The 19,837-nt window shown below is 74.8% G+C and carries 6 protein-coding genes; all 6 read left to right on the top strand.

The window, feature by feature from the left end; translation table 11 throughout:
• Nucleotides 1-215: 215 nt before the first annotated feature.
• Nucleotides 216-1,676, top strand: a complete 1,461-nt coding sequence (locus ACFV4G_RS17265) for a methyltransferase (RefSeq protein WP_380441086.1) — start codon at nucleotides 216-218, stop codon at nucleotides 1,674-1,676.
• 179 nt (nucleotides 1,677-1,855) lie between these two features.
• Nucleotides 1,856-15,598 carry an amino acid adenylation domain-containing protein gene (locus ACFV4G_RS17260; RefSeq protein WP_380441084.1) on the top strand — a complete coding sequence of 4,581 codons (13,743 nt, stop codon included), beginning with the start codon at nucleotides 1,856-1,858 and terminating at the stop codon, nucleotides 15,596-15,598.
• A gap of 63 nt (nucleotides 15,599-15,661) precedes the next feature.
• Nucleotides 15,662-15,877: an MbtH family protein gene (locus ACFV4G_RS17255; protein WP_380441082.1), complete on the top strand. Its 216-nt coding sequence runs from the start codon at nucleotides 15,662-15,664 to the stop codon at nucleotides 15,875-15,877.
• A complete protein-coding gene (locus ACFV4G_RS17250; RefSeq protein WP_380441080.1) occupies nucleotides 15,874-16,959 on the top strand; it encodes a diiron oxygenase in 1,086 nt (361 codons plus the stop codon). The genes ACFV4G_RS17255 and ACFV4G_RS17250 overlap by 4 nt, the downstream gene beginning before the upstream one ends.
• Before the next feature lie 97 nt (nucleotides 16,960-17,056).
• Nucleotides 17,057-18,337, top strand: a complete 1,281-nt coding sequence (locus ACFV4G_RS17245; RefSeq protein WP_380441078.1) for an MFS transporter — start codon at nucleotides 17,057-17,059, stop codon at nucleotides 18,335-18,337.
• 42 nt (nucleotides 18,338-18,379) lie between these two features.
• Nucleotides 18,380-19,714, top strand: coding sequence for a condensation domain-containing protein (locus ACFV4G_RS17240; protein ID WP_380441075.1), 1,335 nt, complete (start codon nucleotides 18,380-18,382; stop codon nucleotides 19,712-19,714).
• The last annotated feature ends 123 nt before the right edge of the window (nucleotides 19,715-19,837 follow it).

Here is a 19,837-nt window from a genome sequence, read left to right as displayed (position 1 = left end):
GTCGGGGCGGGTCCGGGTGGGTCGCTGGTGGGGGGGGGGGTCGGCCGCGGGGGGGCGGGGTTTCCATCCGGGGGCGTTGGGGTTTGGCAACCGGGGGGCGCGGTGATCGATTGACAGACCGTTCGTGGCTCCAGGTAAATGGCGCAGCAGTGGCCCGCCGTTCGCGGGCGGACCTCCGTTTCCGGCACCCCGATCCCGGAGTTGATGCTGTGTCAGTGCGAGAGCGTGAGCACGAGAACGACGCCCGGCCGGACCTGTCCGGCGTGGTCGCCGCCGCGCTGGCCCCGTTGGTGCCGGTGCGGGCGGTGACCGTGCGGGCCGACGGGGCCGGGGCGCGGCGGCTGCTCGTCGAGGTGCTGCCCGAACCCGGGCCGGCGGGTGACGAGGACGACGAGGCCGTCGTGGTCGAGTCCTGGCAGGCCGTGTTCGAGGACGCGTACGGGCTGGTCGCGGACGACGACGGTCCGGAGGCGGGCCGGCTGGCGGGGTGGACGGACAGCTTCACCGGCCGGCCGATCGGCGCCGCGCACATGGCCGAGTGGGTGGACACCACGGTGGAGCGGCTCGCCCGGCTCGGGCCCCGCGCCGTCCTGGAGATCGGCGCCGGCACCGGGCTGCTCGCGCGGCCGCTGGTCGAGCGGCTCGGTGTCCGCGAGTACACCGCGACGGACTTCTCCGCCGAGGCGGTGCGCCTGCTGCGCCGGCTGGGCGACGACCTGCGCCGGGGCGGGCCGGAGGCCGTGATCACGGTGGCGGAGGCCGCGGCCGACGTGCCCGCCCCGCCGGCCGCGGCGCCGGGCGGGTACGACACCGCCGTCGTCAACTCGGTCGTCCAGTACTTCCCTTCGGTGGCGTACCTGGAGTCGGTGATCGCCGCGACGCTGCCCCGGATGGCGCCCGGCGGGCACGTGTTCCTCGGCGACCTGCGGGACTCCCGCCTGCTGGAGCACTTCGCGGTGCTCAAGCACGAGCTGCGGCGGGAACCGGGACCGCGCAGCGGCCTGCGCCTGGACCACGTGGCGGTCGAACTCGCCGGTGACGTCGAGCTGAGCGTCGACCCCGGCTACCTGGCGGACCTGCCGCGGCGTTTCCCGGCGATCACGGCGGTGGAGCTCGCCCCGCGCCTGGGCGCGGCGCCCACCGAGATGACGCTGTTCCGCTACGACGCCGTCCTGCACGTGGGCTGCCCGGCCCCGGCGGAGGCCGGCCCGTGGCGGCCCGCCGCCCGGATCGGGCTCGACGAGCTCGACTGGCTGCTGGCGGGCGACGCCGCGGCGTTCGGCGTCAGCGGGATCGCCAACGCCCGCCTGGGCGAGGCCCGCCGGCTGCACGCGGCACGCCGGGCGGAGCCGGTCGACGGGCCGGGTGCGCCCGGCCTCGACCCGGAGGCCGTCCACCGGCTGGCCGAACGGCACGGGCGGCCCGTCCGGCTGCGCTGGAGCCTGGACGGCCGGCCGGGTGACTACGACGCGTGGTTCCCGGGACTGGACGCGGACGAGCAGGCGCACTACCGGGTCGCGGTGCCCGCCGCGGCGCCGGGCGCGGGGTGCCGTCAGCAACTGGTGCCGCCCGCCGTCTCGGAGGACTGGCGGCGGGCGGTGTGCGAGGCGCTCGCCCGGCACGCCCCGGACGCCGGTGAGCCGCCGGAGGTCGAGTTCGTCCTGGCGCTCGGCTGACCGCCGGCCACGGCCCTGGTGGACGCCCGGCCCCTCGGGCCATGATGCGCTGCGACGGCTTCGGCGGTGCCCGGCCGTCCGTCCGCGCGCGCTGTGCCGCGTGCCCTTCCCCTTGTGATGCCCCTGCGCCCGCCTGCCAGGGAGCCCCCGAAGCCCCACGATCCCGCTGAGGTGACACCATGCCGACCAACCCCGACCAGCCCTTCGCCAGTGAGCCCCGAGTGCCTCGGACGGCGCGCGAGGAGGTGCTGTGCGGGCTGTTCGAGCAGGTGCTGGAGCGGCCGCGGGTCGGGGTGGAGGACGACTTCTTCGACCTCGGCGGGCACTCGCTGCTGGCCACCTGGCTGCTCGGGCGGATCCGGGCGGTCTTCGGGGTGGAGATCGGCATCCGGGACTTCTTCGACGCCTCGACCGTCGCGGGCGTGGCCGAACTGCTCGACAGCGGCGCGGCGGAGAAGCGGGCACCGTTGCAGGCGATGGCGCGCCCCGAGCTGCTCCCGCTCTCGTACGCGCAGCAACGCCTGTGGTTCCTCCGGGAGTTGGAGGAGGGCGCGGCCGTCTACAACGAGGTCGTCGCGGTGCGGCTGCGGGGTGCGCTGGACGAGGGGGCGCTGCGGGCGGCGCTGGAGGACGTGGTGGGGCGGCACGAGAGCCTCCGGACGGTCTTCCCCGCGGTGGACGGCGTGCCGTGGCAGCAGGTCGTGCCGGTGACGGGCGAGCCGCTGGTGCCGCTGGTGCCGCTGGAGGTGCGGGAGTGTGCCGAGCGGGAGCTGACCGGGCTGGTCGACGCGACCGTGGCCCGGGCCTTCGACCTGGCGCGCGAACTGCCCCTGCGGGCCTCGCTGTTCCGGATGGCGCCGCAGGAGCACGTGTTCCTGCTCGTCGTGCACCACATCGCGTGCGACGGCTGGTCGATGGGGCCGCTGCTGCGTGACCTGGCCGCCGCGTACGACGCGCGTGGCGCGACGGGCGAGGCGCCGGTCTGGTCGTCGCGACTCCCGGTGCAGTACGGGGACTACGCGCTGTGGCAGCGGGAGGTGCTGGGCGAGGAGGACGATCCCGGCTCACTGATGGACCGTCAGCTCGACTTCTGGCGCGAGCGGCTGGAGGGCCTGCCGGAGGAGCTGGCGCTGCCGTCGGACCGTCCGAGGCCCGCCGTCGCGACCTTCGCGGGCGACACCGTGGACCTCGCGGTACCCGCCGACGTGCACGCCGGGCTGGTGGCGCTGGCGCGGGAGTGCGGCGCGACGCTGTTCATGGTGCTGCGGGCGGGGTGGGCGCTGCTGCTGTCGCGGCTGGGCGCCGGGGCGGACATTCCGATCGGCACGGTGGTGGCGGGCCGGTCGGACGAGGCGTTGGACGAGCTGATCGGCTTCTTCGTCAACACGCTGGTGCTGCGGACGGATCTGTCGGGCGATCCGAGCGTGCGCGAGCTGCTGCGCCGGGTGCGGGAGGCGGACCTGGACGCCTTCGGGCGCCAGGAGGTGCCGTTCGAGCGGCTGGTCGAGGTGGTGAACCCGGTCCGGTCGGCGGCCCGGCACCCGCTCTTCCAGACCATGGTGGTCCTGCAGAACAACTCCTGGACGACCTTGCGGCTGCCGGGCCTGGAGACCGAGGAGTTCCGGGTGGACCACCGGATCTCCAAGTTCGACCTGTCCCTGGACGCCTGGGAGCACTTCGCCGAGGACGGGCAGCCGGCCGGCCTCGGCGGTCAGTTGGAGTACGCGAGCGACCTGTTCGACCGGTCGACGGCCGAGGGGCTGGTGGAGCGGTTCGTCCGGGTGCTGGCGGAGATGGTGGCCGATCCGGACGTCCGGGTGGGTGCGCTGGAGGTGCTGGAGCCGTCGGAGCGGCACCGGTTGCTGGAGGAGTGGGCCGGTGTCGTCGAGCCGGCGGCCGACCCCGAACCGGTGCACCGGCTGTTCGAGCGGCAGGCGCGGACGAGCCCGGACGAGCGCGCTCTGGTCTGTGAAGAGCGGGAACTGAGCTATGGCGAGCTGAATGCGCGGGCGAACCGGGTGGCGCGTGAGCTGGTGGCGCGGGGTGTGGGGCCGGAGGTGCGGGTCGCGGTGCTGTTGCCGCGGTCGGTGGAGTCGGTGGTGGCGCTGCTGGCGGTGCTGAAGGCGGGTGGTACGTATCTGCCGATCGACGCGGAGTATCCGCGTGAGCGGGTGGAGTTCATGCTGGCGGACGCGGCTCCGGAGGTGCTGGTCACCGATCGGGAGCTGGGCGCCGGGTATCCGGGTGTCGCTCAACTGCTGTTCGACGACGAGGCGGTGGCGCGGCACGCTGATGAGGACCTCGGGGTGGCCCTGGCTCCGCGGCACGCGGCGTACGTCATCTACACGTCGGGTTCGACGGGCCGGCCGAAGGGCGTCGTGATCGACCACGGCAGCCTCGCCAACCTCTGCCACCACTACGAGGTCACCACCTACGCCGAACTGCTGGCCGCTACCGGCCGGGAGCGGGCGAGCGTCGCCACGACGGCCCCGCTCGCGTTCGACTCGTGCTGGGTGGCGCTGCTGGCCATGTTCGTCGGCCACGAGCTGCACCTGCTGGACGACGAGACCCGCCGCGACGCCGCGCGACTGGTGGAGTACCTGGAGCGGGCCCGGGTCGAGTTCCTCGACACCACTCCGGGTTACGCGGCGGAACTGGTCGAACAGGGGCTCCTGGACGGGGAGTCCGGCTTCGCGCGCATGCTGAACGTCGGCGGCGAGGCGGTGTCGGAGTCGCTCTGGCGGCGCGTGCTGGCGACGCCGGGGTGGACCGGACAGAACACCTATGGCCCGACGGAGAACACCGTGGACGCGCTGATGGCGTGGTTCGCCGTCGCGCCGTCGCCGGTGCTGGGCCGGGCGACGACGAACACGCGGGCCTACGTGCTGGACGCCGCGCTGCGTCCGGTGCCGGCCGGGGTGATCGGGGAGCTGTACGTGTCCGGGGCGCAGGTGGCGCGCGGCTACCTCGGGCGCCCCGGGCTCTCGGCGTCACGGTTCCTGCCGGATCCGTTCGGCCGTCCGGGGGAGCGGATGTACCGTACCGGGGACCTGGTGCGGTGGACGGCGGACGGCCAACTCGTGTTCCTGGGCCGGGCGGACGACCAGGTGAAGGTGCGCGGGTTCCGGATCGAGCTGGGCGAGGTGTCGGCGGCGCTGGAGCGCTGCGCGGAGGTCTCGGCCGCCGTCACCGTGGTCCGGGAGGACCGCCCGGGGGACCGCCGGCTCGTGGCGTACGTCGTCCCCGCCGCCGGAGCCGTGCCGGATCCCGCCGCCGTGCGCAGGGAGGCGGCGTCGGCGCTGCCGGAGTATGCGGTGCCGTCGGCGGTGGTGGTGCTGGAGGCGCTGCCGCTGACGGGGAACGGCAAGGTGGACCGCCGCGCCCTGCCCGCGCCGGAGGCCGAGGTGCACGTCACGCGGGCGCCCCGGGACGCGCGGGAGGAGGTGCTATGCGGGCTGTTCGAGCAGGTGCTCGGGCGGCCTCGGGTCGGAGTGGAGGACGACTTCTTCGAGCTGGGCGGGCACTCCCTGCTGGCGACGCGGCTGGTCAGCCGGGTCCGTTCGGTGCTCGGCGTGGAGCTGGGCATCCGCGACCTGTTCCAGGCGCCGACCGTGGCCGGGCTGACCGCCCTGCTCGACCAGCGCGGCGCGGTGGTCCCGCGGCCGCCGCTACGGCCCGTCGAGCGGCCCGAGCGGCTCCCGCTCTCGTACGCCCAGCAGCGCCTCTGGTTCCTGCGCGAGTGGGAACGGGCGAGCGGCGCCTCGACGTACACGGTGCCGACCGCGCTGCGACTGCGGGGCGTGCTGGACGAGGGTGCGCTGCGGGCGGCGCTGGAGGACGTGGTGGGCCGGCACGAGAGCCTGCGGACGGTGTTCCCGGTCGTCGACGGCGTGCCGTGGCAGCAGGTCGTGCCGGTGACGGGCGAACCGCTCGTCCCGTGGGAGGTGTCTGCGTGCGGCCGGGAGGAGCTCGACGAGCGGCTGGCGGCGGCGTCCGGCCACGGCTTCGACCTCGCGAATGAACTCCCGCTCCGGGCCTGGCTGTTCAGGATCGCCCCGGAGGAGCACGTGCTGCTCCTCGTGGTGCACCACATCGCGTGCGACGGCTGGTCGATGGGACCGCTGCTGCGTGACCTCGCCGCCGCCCACGCCACCCGCAGCACGACCGGCGACGCTCCGGGGTGGTCCGAACTCCCGGTGCAGTACGGCGACTACGCGCTCTGGCAGCGCGGTGTGCTGGGCGCGGAGGACGATTCCGAGTCCTTGGCGAACCGTCAGCTCGACTTCTGGCGCTCGCGGCTGTCCGGCCTGCCGGAGGAGCTCACGCTGCCCACCGACCGGCCGCGGCCCCTCGAACCGGGCTTCGCCGGCGGCGTGGTCGACGTGGCGGTGCCGGCGGAGGTGCACGCCGGGTTGGTGGCGCTGGCGCGGGAGTCCGGGGCGACGCTGTTCATGGTGCTGCGGGCGGGGTGGGCGCTGCTGCTGTCGCGGCTGGGCGCCGGGGCGGACATTCCGATCGGCACGGTGGTGGCGGGCCGGTCGGACGAGGCGTTGGACGAGCTGATCGGGTTCTTCGTCAACACGCTGGTGCTGCGGACGGATCTGTCGGGCGATCCGAGCGTGCGCGAGTTGCTGCGCCGGGTGCGGGAGGCGGACCTGGATGCGCTGGGCAGTCAGGACGTGCCGTTCGAGCGCCTGGTCGAGGTGCTGAACCCGGCCAGGTCGGCGGCCCGCCACCCGCTCTTCCAGACCATGCTGATCCTGCAGAACAACGCGTGGTCCGAGCCGGGGCTGTCGGGCCTGCGGGTCGACGAGATCCCGGTGGACCACCGGATCGCGAAGTTCGACCTGTCCGTCGACTTCTGGGAGAAGGCGGGCCCGACGGGTGAACCGGTCGGGCTCGGCGGTCAGTTGGAGTACGCGAGCGACCTGTTCGACCGGTCGACCGCCGAGGACCTGGCCCGCCGTTTCGTCCGGGTGCTCGCGGCGATGGCGGCGGAGCCGGACGTCCGGGTGGGGGCGCTGGAGGTGCTGGAGCCGTCGGAGCGGCACCGGTTGCTGGAGGAGTGGGCCGGTGTCGTCGAGCCGGCCGTGGACCGTGAACCGGTGCACCGGCTATTCGAGGAGCAGGCCCGGAGCCGCCCGGACGAGCGGGCACTGGTGTTCGGCGGCCGGGCCTGGACCTTCGGTGAGCTGAACGCGCGGGCGAACCGGGTGGCGCGTGAGCTGGTGGCGCGGGGTGTGGGGCCGGAGGTGCGGGTCGCGGTGCTGTTGCCGCGGTCGGTGGAGTCGGTGGTGGCGCTGCTGGCGGTGCTGAAGGCGGGTGGTACGTATCTGCCGATCGACGCGGAGTATCCGCGTGAGCGGGTGGAGTTCATGCTGGCGGACGCGGCTCCGGAGGCGCTGGTCACCGATCGGGAGCTGGGCGCCGGCTATCCGCAGGTCGCTCAACTGCTGCTCGACGACGAGGCGGTGGCGCGGCACGGCGATGAGGACCTCGCGGTGGCCCTGGCTCCGCGGCACGCGGCGTACGTCATCTACACGTCGGGTTCGACGGGCCGGCCCAAGGGCGTCGTGATCGACCACGGCAGCCTCGCCAACCTCTGCCACCACTACGAGCGCGTGACCTTCGCCGGTCACCGGGCCCGCTCGGGCGCCACCCGGATCCGCATGATCTCGACCGCGCCGCTGGCCTTCGACTCCAGCTGGACCCCGGTGCTCGGGCTGTTCCTCGGCCACGAACTGCATCTGACGGACGACGACGACCGCCGCGACGCCGCCCGACTGGCCGAGTACATCGGGCGGGAAGGCATCGAACTGCTGGAGACGACGCCGGGCTACGCCGCCGAACTGGTCGAGCAGGGCCTGCTGGAGGCGGACCCGCGCTCGCCCCGGACCCTCGTGGTCGGCGGCGAGGCGCTGCCGGAGTCGCTGTGGCGCCGGATGCTGGACGCGCCGGGGTGGACCGGGCAGAACACCTACGGCCCGACGGAGAACACCGTGGACGCGCTGGCGGCGTGGTTCGGCGACACCGACGGGCCGCTGCTCGGGCGGGCGACGACGAACACGCGGGCCTACGTGCTGGACGTGGGGCTGCGTCCGGTGCCGGTGGGCGTGGCAGGCGAGTTGTACCTCGCCGGGGCGCAGGTGGCGCGCGGCTACCTGGGCCGCCCCGGGCTGTCGGCGTCGCGGTTCCTGCCGGACCCGTTCGGTGGTCCGGGGGAGCGGATGTACCGGACTGGTGATGTGGTGCGGTGGCTGCCGGACGGCCAACTCGCCTTCCTGGGGCGGGCGGACGACCAGGTGAAGGTGCGCGGGTTCCGGATCGAGCTCGGTGAGGTGTCGGCGGCGCTGGAGCGCTGTGCGGGCGTCGTCGCCGCGGTCGCGGTGGTCCGGGAGGACCGCCCGGGAGACCGGCGGCTCGTCGGGTACGCGGTGGCGCGCGAGGGCGCGGCCGTGACGGGTGCCGAGGTGCGGCGCGAGCTCGGTGCGCTCCTGCCGGAGTATGCGGTGCCGTCGGCCGTCGTGCTGCTGGAGGCGCTGCCGCTGACCGGCAACGGCAAGGTGGACCGCCGTGCGTTGCCCGCGCCGGAGGCCGAGGTGCATGTCACGCGGGCGCCCCGGGACGCGCGGGAGGAGGTGCTGTGCGGGCTGTTCGAGCAGGTGCTGGGCCGTGCGCAGGTCGGTGTGGAGGACGACTTCTTCGCGCTCGGCGGGCACTCGCTGCTGGCCATGCGCCTCGTCGCCCGGGTCCGCTCGGTGCTCGGCGTGGAGCTGGGCATCCGCGACCTGTTCCAGGCGCCGACCGTGGCCGGGCTGACCGCTCTGCTCGACCAGCGCGGCGAGGTCGACCCGAGGCCGCCGCTGCGGCCCGTCGAGCGCCCCGAGCGGCTCCCGCTGTCGCACGCCCAGCAGCGCCTCTGGTTCCTCGGGACCGTGGACAGCGAGGCCCGGACGGCGACGTACGCGATGCCGCTGACCGTCCGGCTGCGGGGCGCGCTGGACGAGGGCGCTTTGCGGGCGGCGCTGGAGGACGTGGTGGGCCGGCACGAGAGCCTGCGGACGGTGTTCCCGGTCGTCGACGGCGTGCCGTGGCAGCACGTGGTGCCGGTGACGGGCGAGCCGCTCGTGCCCTGGGAGAGCGTGGCGTGTGCGGCGGAGGCCGTCACCGGCCTGATCGACGGGGCCGTGCACGGCGTCTTCGACCTCGCGAGCGAACTCCCGCTCCGGGCCTGGCTGTTCCGGATCGCTCCCGATGAGCACGTGTTCCTGCTGGTGATGCACCACATCGCGTGCGACGGCTGGTCGATGGAACCGCTGCTGCGCGACCTCACCGCCGCGTACGCGGCCCGCAGCGGGACGGGCGAGCCCCCGGCGTGGTCCGAACTCGGCGTCCAGTACGGCGACTACGCGCTCTGGCAGCGCGGCGTGCTGGGTGAGGAGGATGACTCCGATTCACTGATGAACCGTCAACTCGACTTCTGGCGCGAGCGGCTGGCCGGCCTGCCGGAGGAGCTGGCGCTGCCGTCGGACCGTCCGAGGCCCGCCGTCGCGACCTTCGCGGGCGACACCGTGGACCTCGCGATACCCGCCGACGTGCACGCCGGGCTGGTGGCGCTGGCTCGTGAGAGTGGTGCGACGCTGTTCATGGTGCTGCGGGCGGGGTGGGCGCTGCTGCTGTCGCGGCTGGGCGCCGGCACCGACATCCCCGTGGGCACGGTGGTGGCGGGCCGGTCGGACGAGGCGTTGGACGAGCTGATCGGGTTCTTCGTCAACACGCTGGTGCTGCGGACGGATCTGTCGGGCGATCCGAGTGTGCGCGAGTTGCTGCGCCGGGTCCGCGAGGCGGACCTGGACGCGCTGGGCAGTCAGGACGTGCCGTTCGAGCGCCTGGTCGAGGTCCTGAACCCGGCCAGGTCGGCGGCCCGGCACCCGCTCTTCCAGACGCTGCTGATCCTCCAGAACACCACCTGGTCCGAGCTGGACCTGCCCGGACTGGAGACCGAGGACGTTCCGGTCGAGCACCGGATCGCCAAGTTCGACCTGTCGGTGGACTGCTGGGAGCTGACGTCGGCGGCCGGCGGGCCGGGCGGGATCGGCGGCGAGCTGGAGTTCGCGACGGACCTGTTCGACCGCTCGACGGCGGAGACGCTCGCCCGGCGGTTCGTCCGGCTGTTGTCCGGGATGGTGGCGGACCCGGACACCCGGGTGGGCGCGCTGGGGCTCCTGGAGGACTCGGAGCGAGACCAGTTGGAGGAGTGGGCCGGTGCCGTGGCGCCCGAGCCCGACGCCGAGCCGGTGCACCGGCTCTTCGAGCAGCAGGCGAGGACGCGCCCGGCCGAACGCGCTCTGGTGTTCGGCGACCACGAGCTGAGCTTCGGTGAGCTGAACGCGCGGGCGAACCGGCTGGCTCGCGAGCTGGTGGTGCGGGGCGTGGGGCCGGAGTCGGTGGTGGCGGTGGCCCTGCCCCGCTCGATGCATGCCGTGGTGTCCGTGCTGGCGGTGCTGAAGGCCGGTGGGACGTATCTGCCGGTGGATCCGGGGTATCCGCGGCAGCGGGTGGAGTTCATGCTGGCGGACGCCCGTCCGTCGCTGGTGCTGACCACGTCGGCGCTGGGGATCGACGGGCCGTGCCTGCTGCTCGACGACCCGACGGTGATGGATGCCGTGGCGGCGCATGGAAGTGAGGACCTGCCCTGCCGGGTCCACCCGCAGAACGCCGCCTACCTGATCTACACGTCCGGCTCCACCGGCACCCCCAAGGCCGTCCAGGTCCCGCACGCCGGCCTCGCCAACCTCGCCCGGCACCTCGACCGCTCGGTGCTGGCCGACCACCTCGCCGCGACGGGCCGCTCCCGGGCCCGCGTCGCGAGCACGTCGTCGTCCTCCTTCGACGCGAGCTGGCAGTCGCTGAGCGCGCTGTTCCTCGGACACGAGCTGTACGTGCTGGACGAGGAGACCCGCCGGGACGGCCCCGCCGCCGTGGCCGACCTGCGCCGCGCGGGCGTCGACCTGCTGGACACCACGCCTGCCTACGCGGCGGAACTGGTCGAGGAGGGGCTGCTCCGGCCGGATCCGGCCGAGGGCCTGCCCGTCGTGCGGACCCTGCTCCTGGGCGGCGAGGCGCTCCCGGCACCGCTGTGGGAGCGGCTGCGCGCGACGCCCGGCCTGGTCGCGCACAACGCGTACGGACCGGCCGAGTGCACCGTCGACACGGTGATGACGCCGCTGTCGGCGGCCGGTTCGCCGGTCCTGGGCCGGGCGACGACGAACACGCGGGCCTACGTGCTGGATGCGGGGCTGCGTGCGGTGCCGGTGGGGGTGGCGGGCGAGTTGTACCTCGCCGGGGCGCAGGTGGCGCGCGGCTATCTGGGCCGCCCCGGGCTGACGGCGTCGCGCTTCCTCCCGGATCCTTTCGCCGGTCCGGGGGAGCGGATGTACCGCACGGGCGATGTGGTGCGGTGGCTGCCGGACGGCCAACTCGCCTTCGTGGGACGGTCGGACGATCAGGTGAAGGTGCGCGGCTACCGGATCGAGCTGGGGGAGGTGTCGGCGGCGCTGGAGCGCTGTGCGGACGTCGTCGCCGCGGTCGCGGTGGTCCGGGAGGACCGCCCTGGGGACCGGAGGCTCGTCGGCTACGTCGTCCCGGCCGCGGGAGCCTCACCCGATGCCACCGCCGTGCGCGGCGAGGTCGCGTCGGTGCTGCCGGAGTACGCGGTGCCGTCGGCCGTCGTGGTGCTGGAGGCGCTGCCGCTGACGGGCAACGGCAAGGTGGACCGCCGTGCCCTGCCCGCGCCCGCGGTCGTCGCGCAGGTCGCGCACGCCCCGCGCGACGCCCGCGAGGAACTCCTCGCCGGGCTCTTCGCGGAGATCCTGGGCGTGCCCAGGGTCGGTGTGGACGAGGACTTCTTCGCGCTGGGCGGGCACTCCCTGCAGGCCATCCGCCTGCTCGTCCGGGCCAGGGCGGCGCTCGGCGTGGAGCTGGGCATCCGTGACCTGTTCCAGGCGCCGACGGCCGCCCGGCTCGCCGCGCTGCTGCAGTCGCGGACCGCAGCGCCGCACGAGCCGCTGGTCGCGGTGGAGCGCGGCGAGCGGACGCCGCTCTCGTACGCCCAGCAGCGCCTCTGGTTCCTGCGCGAGTGGGAGGGCACCGGGAGCGCCTCGACGTACACGGTGCCGACCGCGCTGCGGCTGAAGGGGGCACTGGACGAGGGGGCGCTGCGGGCGGCGCTGGAGGACGTGGTGGGCCGGCACGAGAGCCTGCGGACGGTTTTCCCGGTGGCGGACGGCTCGCCCTGGCAGCACGTGGTGCCGGTGACGGGCGAACCGCTCGTCCCCTGGGAGGCGGCCGACTGCGCCCCGGAGGACCTGCCCGGGCGGATCGCCGCCGCGGCCGGGCGCGAATTCGACCTGGCGCGCGAACTTCCGCTGCGCGCCTCGCTGTTCCGCGTCGCACCGGACGAGCACGTGTTCCTGCTGGTGGTGCACCACATCGCGTGCGACGGCTGGTCGATGGGCCCGCTGCTGCGCGACATGACCGCCGCGTACACGACCCGCCGTGCGAGTGGCGGGGCTCCGGCCTGGTCCGAACTCCCCGTCCAGTACGGCGACTACGCGCTCTGGCAGCACCGGGTGCTCGGCGAGCCGGATGTGATGGATCGTCAGCTCGCCTTCTGGAAGGACCGTTTGTGCGACCTGCCGGAGGAGCTGGCGCTGCCGTCGGACCGTCCGAGGCCCGCCGTCGCGACCTTCGCGGGCGACACGGTGGACGTCGAGGTGCCCGCCGACGTGCACGCGGGACTGGTGGCGCTGGCGCGCGAGTCCGGGGCGACGCTGTTCATGGTGCTGCGGGCGGGCTGGGCGCTGCTGCTGTCCCGCCTCGGGGCCGGGGCGGACATCCCCGTCGGCACGGTGGTGGCGGGCCGTTCGGACGAGGCGCTCGATGACCTGGTCGGGTTCTTCGCCAACACCCTGGTGCTGCGCACCGACGTCTCCGGCGACCCGAGCGTTCGGGAGCTGGTGCGCCGGGTGCGGGAGGCGGACCTGGAGGCGCTGGGCAGCCAGGACGTGCCGTTCGAGCGGCTGGTCGAGGTGCTCAACCCGGTCCGGTCGGCGGCCCGGCACCCGCTCTTCCAGACCGCGCTCGTGCTGCAGAACAACGCGTGGTCCGAGGCCGGGCTGCCGGGTCTTGAGGTCGAGGAGGTCCCGGTCGACCTGCCGAACGCCAAGTTCGACCTCGCGGCCGGCCTCTGGGAGCGCCGGACCGGCGACGGCGGGCCGGGCGGGATCGGCGGCGAGCTGGAGTTCGCGACGGACCTGTTCGACCGCACGACGGCGGAGACGCTCGCCCGCCGGTTCGTCCGGCTGTTGTCCGGGATGGTGGCGGACCCGGATGCCCGGGTCGGCGCGCTGGAGCTCCTGGAGCCCGCCGAGCGGGCCGCCCTCCTGGCCCACGGGACGGGAGCCGTGCGCGCTGCGGACTCCGGCCTGCTCGCCCACCAGGTGTTCGAGGCGAGGGCGGCGGAGCAGCCGTGCGCGCCGGCGCTGGTCGACGGGGACCGCGAGGTGAGCTTCGGTGAGCTGAACGCGCGGGCGAACCGGTTGGCGCGGGAGCTGGTGGTGCGGGGTGTGGGGCCGGAGTCGGTGGTGGCGGTGGCGCTGCCTCGCTCCGCAGACGCTGTGGTGTCCGTGCTGGCGGTGCTGAAGGCCGGTGGGACGTATCTGCCGGTGGATCCGGGATATCCGTGGCAGCGGGTGGAGTTCATGCTGGCCGACGCCCGTCCGTCGCTGGTGCTCACGACATCGGCGACGGGGATCGACGGGCCGTGCCTGCTGCTGGACGACCCGACGACGACGGCCGTCGTGGCGGCACATCCGAGCGAGGACCTGCCTAGCCGGGTCCACCCGCAGAACGCCGCCTACCTGATCTACACGTCCGGCTCCACCGGCACCCCCAAGGCCGTCCAGGTCCCGCACGCCGGCCTCGCCAACCTGGTGGCCGCGTCCGCGGCGAAGCTGCGCCTCGGTCCGGGCCGCTCGCTGCTCCAGCTGGCCTCGCCGGGCTTCGACGCGGCCGTCTACGAGTGGGCCAACGCGCTGCTGGCCGGAGCGGCGCTGGTGCTGCCGCCCGCCGACGCGCGGTCCGGCGAGCCGCTCGCGCGGGTGCTGGCGGAGCGCGGTGTCACCCACGCCGTCATCACGCCCGCCGTCCTCGCGACGCTGCCCGCGCGGTCGGCGGCGGACCTGGGCGGACTGGCCGTCCTGGTCGTCGCGGGCGAGGCCCTGCCCGGCGAGCTCGTGGCGCGGTGGGCACCCGGCCGGGAGCTGATCAACGCCTACGGGCCGACCGAGACCACCGTCTGCGCGACCGCCAGCGAGCCGCTGCGGCCGGACGGCGGGGCGCCCATCGGCCGCCCGCTCGACGGCACCCGGGTCTACGTGCTGGACGCCGGGCTGCGGCCGGTGCCGGCGGGCGTGGCTGGCGAACTCTACGTCGCCGGGGCGCAGGTGGCGCGCGGCTACCTCGGGCGTCCCGGGCTGACGGCGTCGCGCTTCCTCCCGGATCCCTTCGCGGGGCCGGGCGAGCGGATGTACCGCACGGGAGACCTCGTGCGGTGGACGGCGGACGGCCGACTCGTCTTCGTGGGCCGGGCGGACGACCAGGTGAAGGTCTGCGGAGTCCGGATCGAGCCGGGCGAGGTGGCGGCGGCGCTGGAGCGCCGCGCGGACGTCACCGGCGCCGTCGCCGTGGTCCGGGAGGACCGCCCGGGAGACCGAAGGCTGGTCGGCTACGCGGTGGTGCGCGAGGGCGCGGCCGTCACGGGCGCCGAACTGCGCCGCCACCTGGGCACCGTCCTGCCGGAGTACACCGTCCCGTCGGCCGTCGTGGTGCTCGACGCGCTGCCGCTGACCGGCAACGGCAAGGTGGACCGCGGCGCCCTGCCCGCCCCCGAGGCCGAGGTGCGCGTCACCCGCGCGCCCCGGGGCCCCCGCGAGGAGGCGCTCTGCCGGCGGTTCGCCGAGGCGCTCGGCCTGCCCGAGGTCGGGGTGGAGGACGACTTCTTCCACCTCGGCGGCCACTCCCTGCTGGCCACCCGCCTCGTCACCCGGATCCGCGCCGAGCTCGGCGAACCCGCCGAGCTGACCGACCTGTTCCGCGCCCCGAGCCCGGCCGGACTGGCCGCCCTGCTGGACGGCGGCCCGGCCGCGGACCCCGGGGTGCTGGTGCGGCTCGGCGGTGAGGGCGACCGGCCGCCGCTGTTCTGCGTCCACCCGGTGACCGGCCTCAGCCGCTGCTACACCGGCCTCGCCGACGGGCTGCCGGACCGCCCGGTATACGGCCTCCAGGCCCGCGGGCTCGACCGCCGCGCCGAGCGGCCCGCGGACCTGGCGGCGATGGTCGGGGACTACGTGGACCGGATCCGCGAGGTGCAGCCGGCCGGCCCCTACCACCTGCTCGGCTGGTCGACCGGCGGGAACATCGCGCACGCCATGGCCTGCGCGCTGCGCGCCGCCGGTGAACAGGTGCGCCTGCTGGCCGTGTTGGACGCCTACCCGGTCGAGAGCGGACACTGGGGCGCGGAACCCGAGGACGTCGACGCGGAGCTCGTCGCCGACCTGCTCGGCCGCGAGGGCGGCGGGTTCGCCCCCGGCGCCGCCGCGCTCGACCACCTCGCCGCCTCCGCGACGGCCGTCGTCCGGGCGGTGGCGGACGCCCCGACCGGACGGTTCGACGGCCGCGTGCTGCACGTCACCGCGACCCTCGGCCGGTCCGGGGACGCGCCCGGCGCCGAGGCCTGGGAGCCGTACGCGGCCGGCGGGATCGACCGGCACGAGGTCGCGGCCGAGCACTTCGACCTGACCCGCCCCGAGCCGCTGGCCGCGATCGCCCGGTTCGTCGCCGAGGCCCTGGACGGGTGCTGAGCCCGTCCCCGTCCCCCCGTGCCCCCCGTGATCACCCGACCGAAACCACCGAAGGGAAACACCGTGTTCGACAGCGACACCGCCCGCTTCCACGTCGTCCTCAACCACGAGGAGCAGTACTCCGTCTGGCCCGAGGACCAGGAGATCCCGGCCGGCTGGACCGCCGAGGGCACCACCGGCACCCTCGACGAGTGCACCGCGCACATCGACCGGGTCTGGACCGACCTGCGCCCGCTCAGTCTGCGCCGGCTGATGGCGGAGCAGGCCGGGCGGGCGTGACGCCCCCGCCCCGGGACGACCGGCCGCCCCGGCCGGCGGCGCCCCGGCTCCCGACCGCCCTCGCCGGGCTGGCCGACCTCCGGGTCGACACCCCGGTGACCGCCGTCCTCAGCTGGGAGCGCTCCACGGCCGGCTCGGGGCTCGCCCAGCTGTACGAGGGCGCCAAGCTCGCCCAGTGGAACGCGGCCACCGACATCGACTGGTCGCTGGACGTCCCCTTCGGCGAGCCGCTGCCCGCCGGCTCGGCGTACGCGCTGGACTCGCTGCGCGCCTCGCCGATCGGCCGGCGCGGGCCCCGCGCCTGGAACGACTTCCGCTGGCAGACCCAGGCCTGGACGGTCTGCCAGTTCCTGCACGGCGAGCAGGCGGCGATGCTCGCGGGCGCCCGGCTGGCCGAGGTGCTGCCGGACATCGAGGCGAAGCTGTGCGCCGTCAGCCAGGCCGGGGACGAGGCCCGGCACGCGGAGGCGTTCGGGCGCTACGTCGGGGAGCACGTCCCCGAGCCGTACCCGGTGTCGGAGGGGCTGCGGCGGCTGTTCGCGGACGCGCTCGGGGCCACCGAGTGGGACCTCCTCGCGCTGGCCGTCCAGTGCCTGGTCGAGCCGCTGGCGCTGGCCGGCTTCCGGCTGGCGGAGGCCACCTTCCACGATCCGCTGATCAAGCAGATCACCGCCCGGGTGGCCCGGGACGAGGCCCGCCACGTCTCCTTCGGGGTGCTGCTGCTGCGCGACGTCGTCCCCGGGCTGTCGGCGGCCGAACTGGCGCGGCGGGAGGACTTCCTGCTGGCGTCCGTCGAACTCATGCGCCGCCGCTTCCTGCTGGGCGACCTGTGGGAGCGCTTCGAGGTCCCGGCCGCCGAGGGCACGGCCTTCGCGCTGGCCGACCCCGGCCTGGCCGGCTACCGGCAGATGCTGTTCTCCCGGGTGGTGCCCATGCTCGCCCGGATCGGGCTGCTCACCCCGCGCGTGATGCGCGGCCTGGAGTCGATGGACCTGCTGAGCCGCCTGAGCGCGGACACCGTCGCCCGGGTCCGGCGGGAACGGGCGGCGCTCGGTGCGCCGACCGGCCGTGTGCACACCTGATCACTTGTCGTGAACGATCCGCCCTGAGTACGGTCGCTGACCGTGTCCGGTCCACCACGGCCGTCGCACCGCGGCGGCCCCGAACAAGAGGTCCCACATGGCCCAGTCCCCAGACACCGACCCTGCCGAGAAGCCCCAGGGGCTCTGGCGCAACCGCGACTTCGGGCTGCTGATCAGCGGTCAGGTGGTCTCGTTCCTGGGGAGCCAGGTCCAGGTCTTCGCGCTGCCGCTGCTGGTGCTCGCCGTCTCCGGCTCGCCGACCCAGGCCGGGCTCGTGATGGGCCTCAGCTCGCTGTCCTGGCTGCTCTTCGGCCCCTTCGCCGGCGCGCTGGCGGACCGCTGGGACCGCAAGACCACGATGATCCTGTGCGACCTGGGCCGCGCCGTAGTGACGGTCAGCGTGCCGCTCGCCATGTGGCTGGACGGCCTGACGGTCGCCCAGCTGTGCGCGGTGGCCGTGCTCAACGGGGTGCTGGAGACGCTCTTCGAGTCGGCCAACTCGGCGGCCCTGCCGAACGTCGTCGGCGCCGGGCAACTGGGCTCGGCGCTCGGCCGGTTCGAGACCGCGACGAACACCGTGCGGATCGGCGGCGGCATGGTCGCCGGCGCGCTGTACTCGCTCGGGCGGGCGGTGCCGTTCGTGGTGGACGCGGTCTCCTTCGTGCTCTCCGCGATCTCGCTGCGCTTCACCCGGGCGAAGTTCCAGGAGGAACGCAGCGAGGAGACCCCCGCCGGCCTGCTGAAGGAGGTCCGGGCCGGCCTGAGCTGGCTGATGGGCCAGCCGCTGATCCGTTTCCTCGCGCTGATCTCGGCGGCGGACGCGATCCGCTACGGCGCCGGCTACCTGGTGATCATCACGCTGGCCGAGCGGATCGGCGCCTCGCCCACCGAGATCGGGTTCGTCTTCACGGGGGCGGCCGTCGGTGCGATGGTCGGGGCGCTGGTCTCCAGCCGGGTCAACGACCGCTTCCCGCTGGGCCGCATCGCCACCGTGACGCTGTGGGTCGAGGCGCTGATGTTCCCGCTCTACGCCGTCGCCCCGAACGCCTGGCTGCTCGGTGCGGTGGCCGCCGCGGAGTCGGTGCTGGCGCCGGTGTACATGGTCGCGCTGTCCAGCTACCGCCTCGCGGCGACCCCGGACCACCTGCGCGGGCGGGTCTCCAGCGCGGTGCAGACCCTCGGCATGAGCGCGATGTCCCTCGGCGCGCTGATCGGCGGCGTGATGATCGACGGCCTCGGCCCGCGCACCACCACGGTGATCTTCGGCGGCTGGCTGATCCTGCTCGCGGTGCTGACCACCGTCAACCGCGCGGTGCGCCACTCCGCCGGGACCGCCCGCCCGGCCCCGGTCACGGAGGCCGCGCCGGCCCAGTCCTAGGGCCTGACCCCAAGGCCCCGCCACCACCAGAAGGGCTCACACATGACCGTCCTGAGGACCGTCGACGCCACACCCGGGCAGCGGCTGCTCTGGATGATGGAGCACTACCGCGGCGCCGACACCCCGCTGAACGTCAACGCCTGCTACCGGCTGCGCGGCCCGCTCGACCGGCCCGCGCTGCGGACCGCGCTGGACCGGCTCGTCGAACGGCACGAGGCGCTGCGCACCACCTACGAGTCGGTGCGGCGCAGGCTCGTCCAGCACGTCCACACGCCCCGGCCGGCCGCGCTGGCCGAGGAGGAGGTCGGGCCGGAGCCCGAGGCGCTGGCCGAGGCGCTGCTGCGGCACGCCCGGCACCGGCACGACCTGGCCGTCACCCCGCTGCACGCCGCGCTGCTGACGGTCGGGCCGGAGGAGTCCGTGCTGGTGCTGAACATCCACCACCTGTCCACCGACGGCTGGTCGGGCGGGGTGCTCTCCCAGGAGCTCGGGCGGCTGTACCGGCCCGGCGGCGAGCCGGCGGCGGAACCCGGCAAGGCGGCCTGGCAGTTCGCCGACTTCAGCGAGTGGCAGCGGCAGCGCTACGAGGACGGCGTGCTGGCGGAGAGCCAGAAGTACTGGCGCGACACCCTGGCCGGGGCCGAGGCGCCCCGGCTGCCCGGCACGTCGGCGATCCGCGACGGCGTCGGCCAGCTGCCCGGACTGGCCGCCCTCACCCTGGAGCCGGAGCTGGTGGCGGGCCTGACGGCGCTGTGCCGCAAGCAGCGCTCGACGATCTTCGTCGCCGCCCTGGCCCTGTTCGCCGGCGTGCTGTACGGCCGGGAGGGGCAGCGGGACGTCGCGCTCGCCTCGATGTTCGCCAACCGCACGCGGCCCGAACTGGCCGGCACCGTCGGCTTCCTGTGCAACCTGCTGGTGCTGCGCCTGGACCTGGAACCGCAGGCGGGCTTCCTGGAGGTGCTGCGCTCGACCCGGGACACCGTGCTGGACTCGCTCGCCCACCAGGAGGTCCCGTACCACCTCGTGCCGCAGGGCCGGGGGGAGCGGGGCGAGGGGCTGGAGAACATCCTGTTCCAGGTCGCGGTCGGGCCCGAGTACGCGCTGAGGCTGAGCGGCCTGGAGGTCACCCAGGTCCACCCGCCGGGCGGCATGGCGAGCCGGTTCGACCTGGAGTTCGTGCTGATGCCCACCGAGGACCGGATCGAGGGGCAGGTCTGGTACGACCGCCGCCGCTTCGACCCGGCCTGGGTCGAGGGCCTGACCGCCGACTTCCGGCGGCTCGCGGAAGCGGCCGTCGCCGAGCCCGGACGGCCGCTGGCGGAGCTCGTCGCGCAGCTCGCGCAGGACGCTGTCCGAGTGCGCGGCGGCGGCAGTTGAACACAGGCGTGACACCGAAGGGGGGGGGGGGGGGGGGGCGCGCGGCGGCGCCCGCGGGGGTGGGGGGCGCGGGGGGGGCCGCGCGGGGGGGGGCGGCGGCGGAGAGCGCGGGGGGGGCGCGCG

This window comes from Kitasatospora sp. NPDC059747, assembly GCF_042732955.1.
Classification (GTDB): domain Bacteria; phylum Actinomycetota; class Actinomycetes; order Streptomycetales; family Streptomycetaceae; genus Kitasatospora.
The sequence above is the reverse complement of the archived record's forward strand: the minus strand, read 5'-3'. Positions and strand labels throughout refer to the sequence as shown.

Excerpts from the sequence above, each read along its gene's own strand:
- ACFV4G_RS17260 (WP_380441084.1), top strand. The coding sequence starts at position 1,856 with ATGCCGACCAACCCCGACCAGCCCTTCGCCAGTGAGCCCCGAGTGCCT.
- ACFV4G_RS17245 (WP_380441078.1), top strand. The coding sequence starts at position 17,057 with ATGGCCCAGTCCCCAGACACCGACCCTGCCGAGAAGCCCCAGGGGCTC.
- ACFV4G_RS17240 (WP_380441075.1), top strand. The coding sequence starts at position 18,380 with ATGACCGTCCTGAGGACCGTCGACGCCACACCCGGGCAGCGGCTGCTC.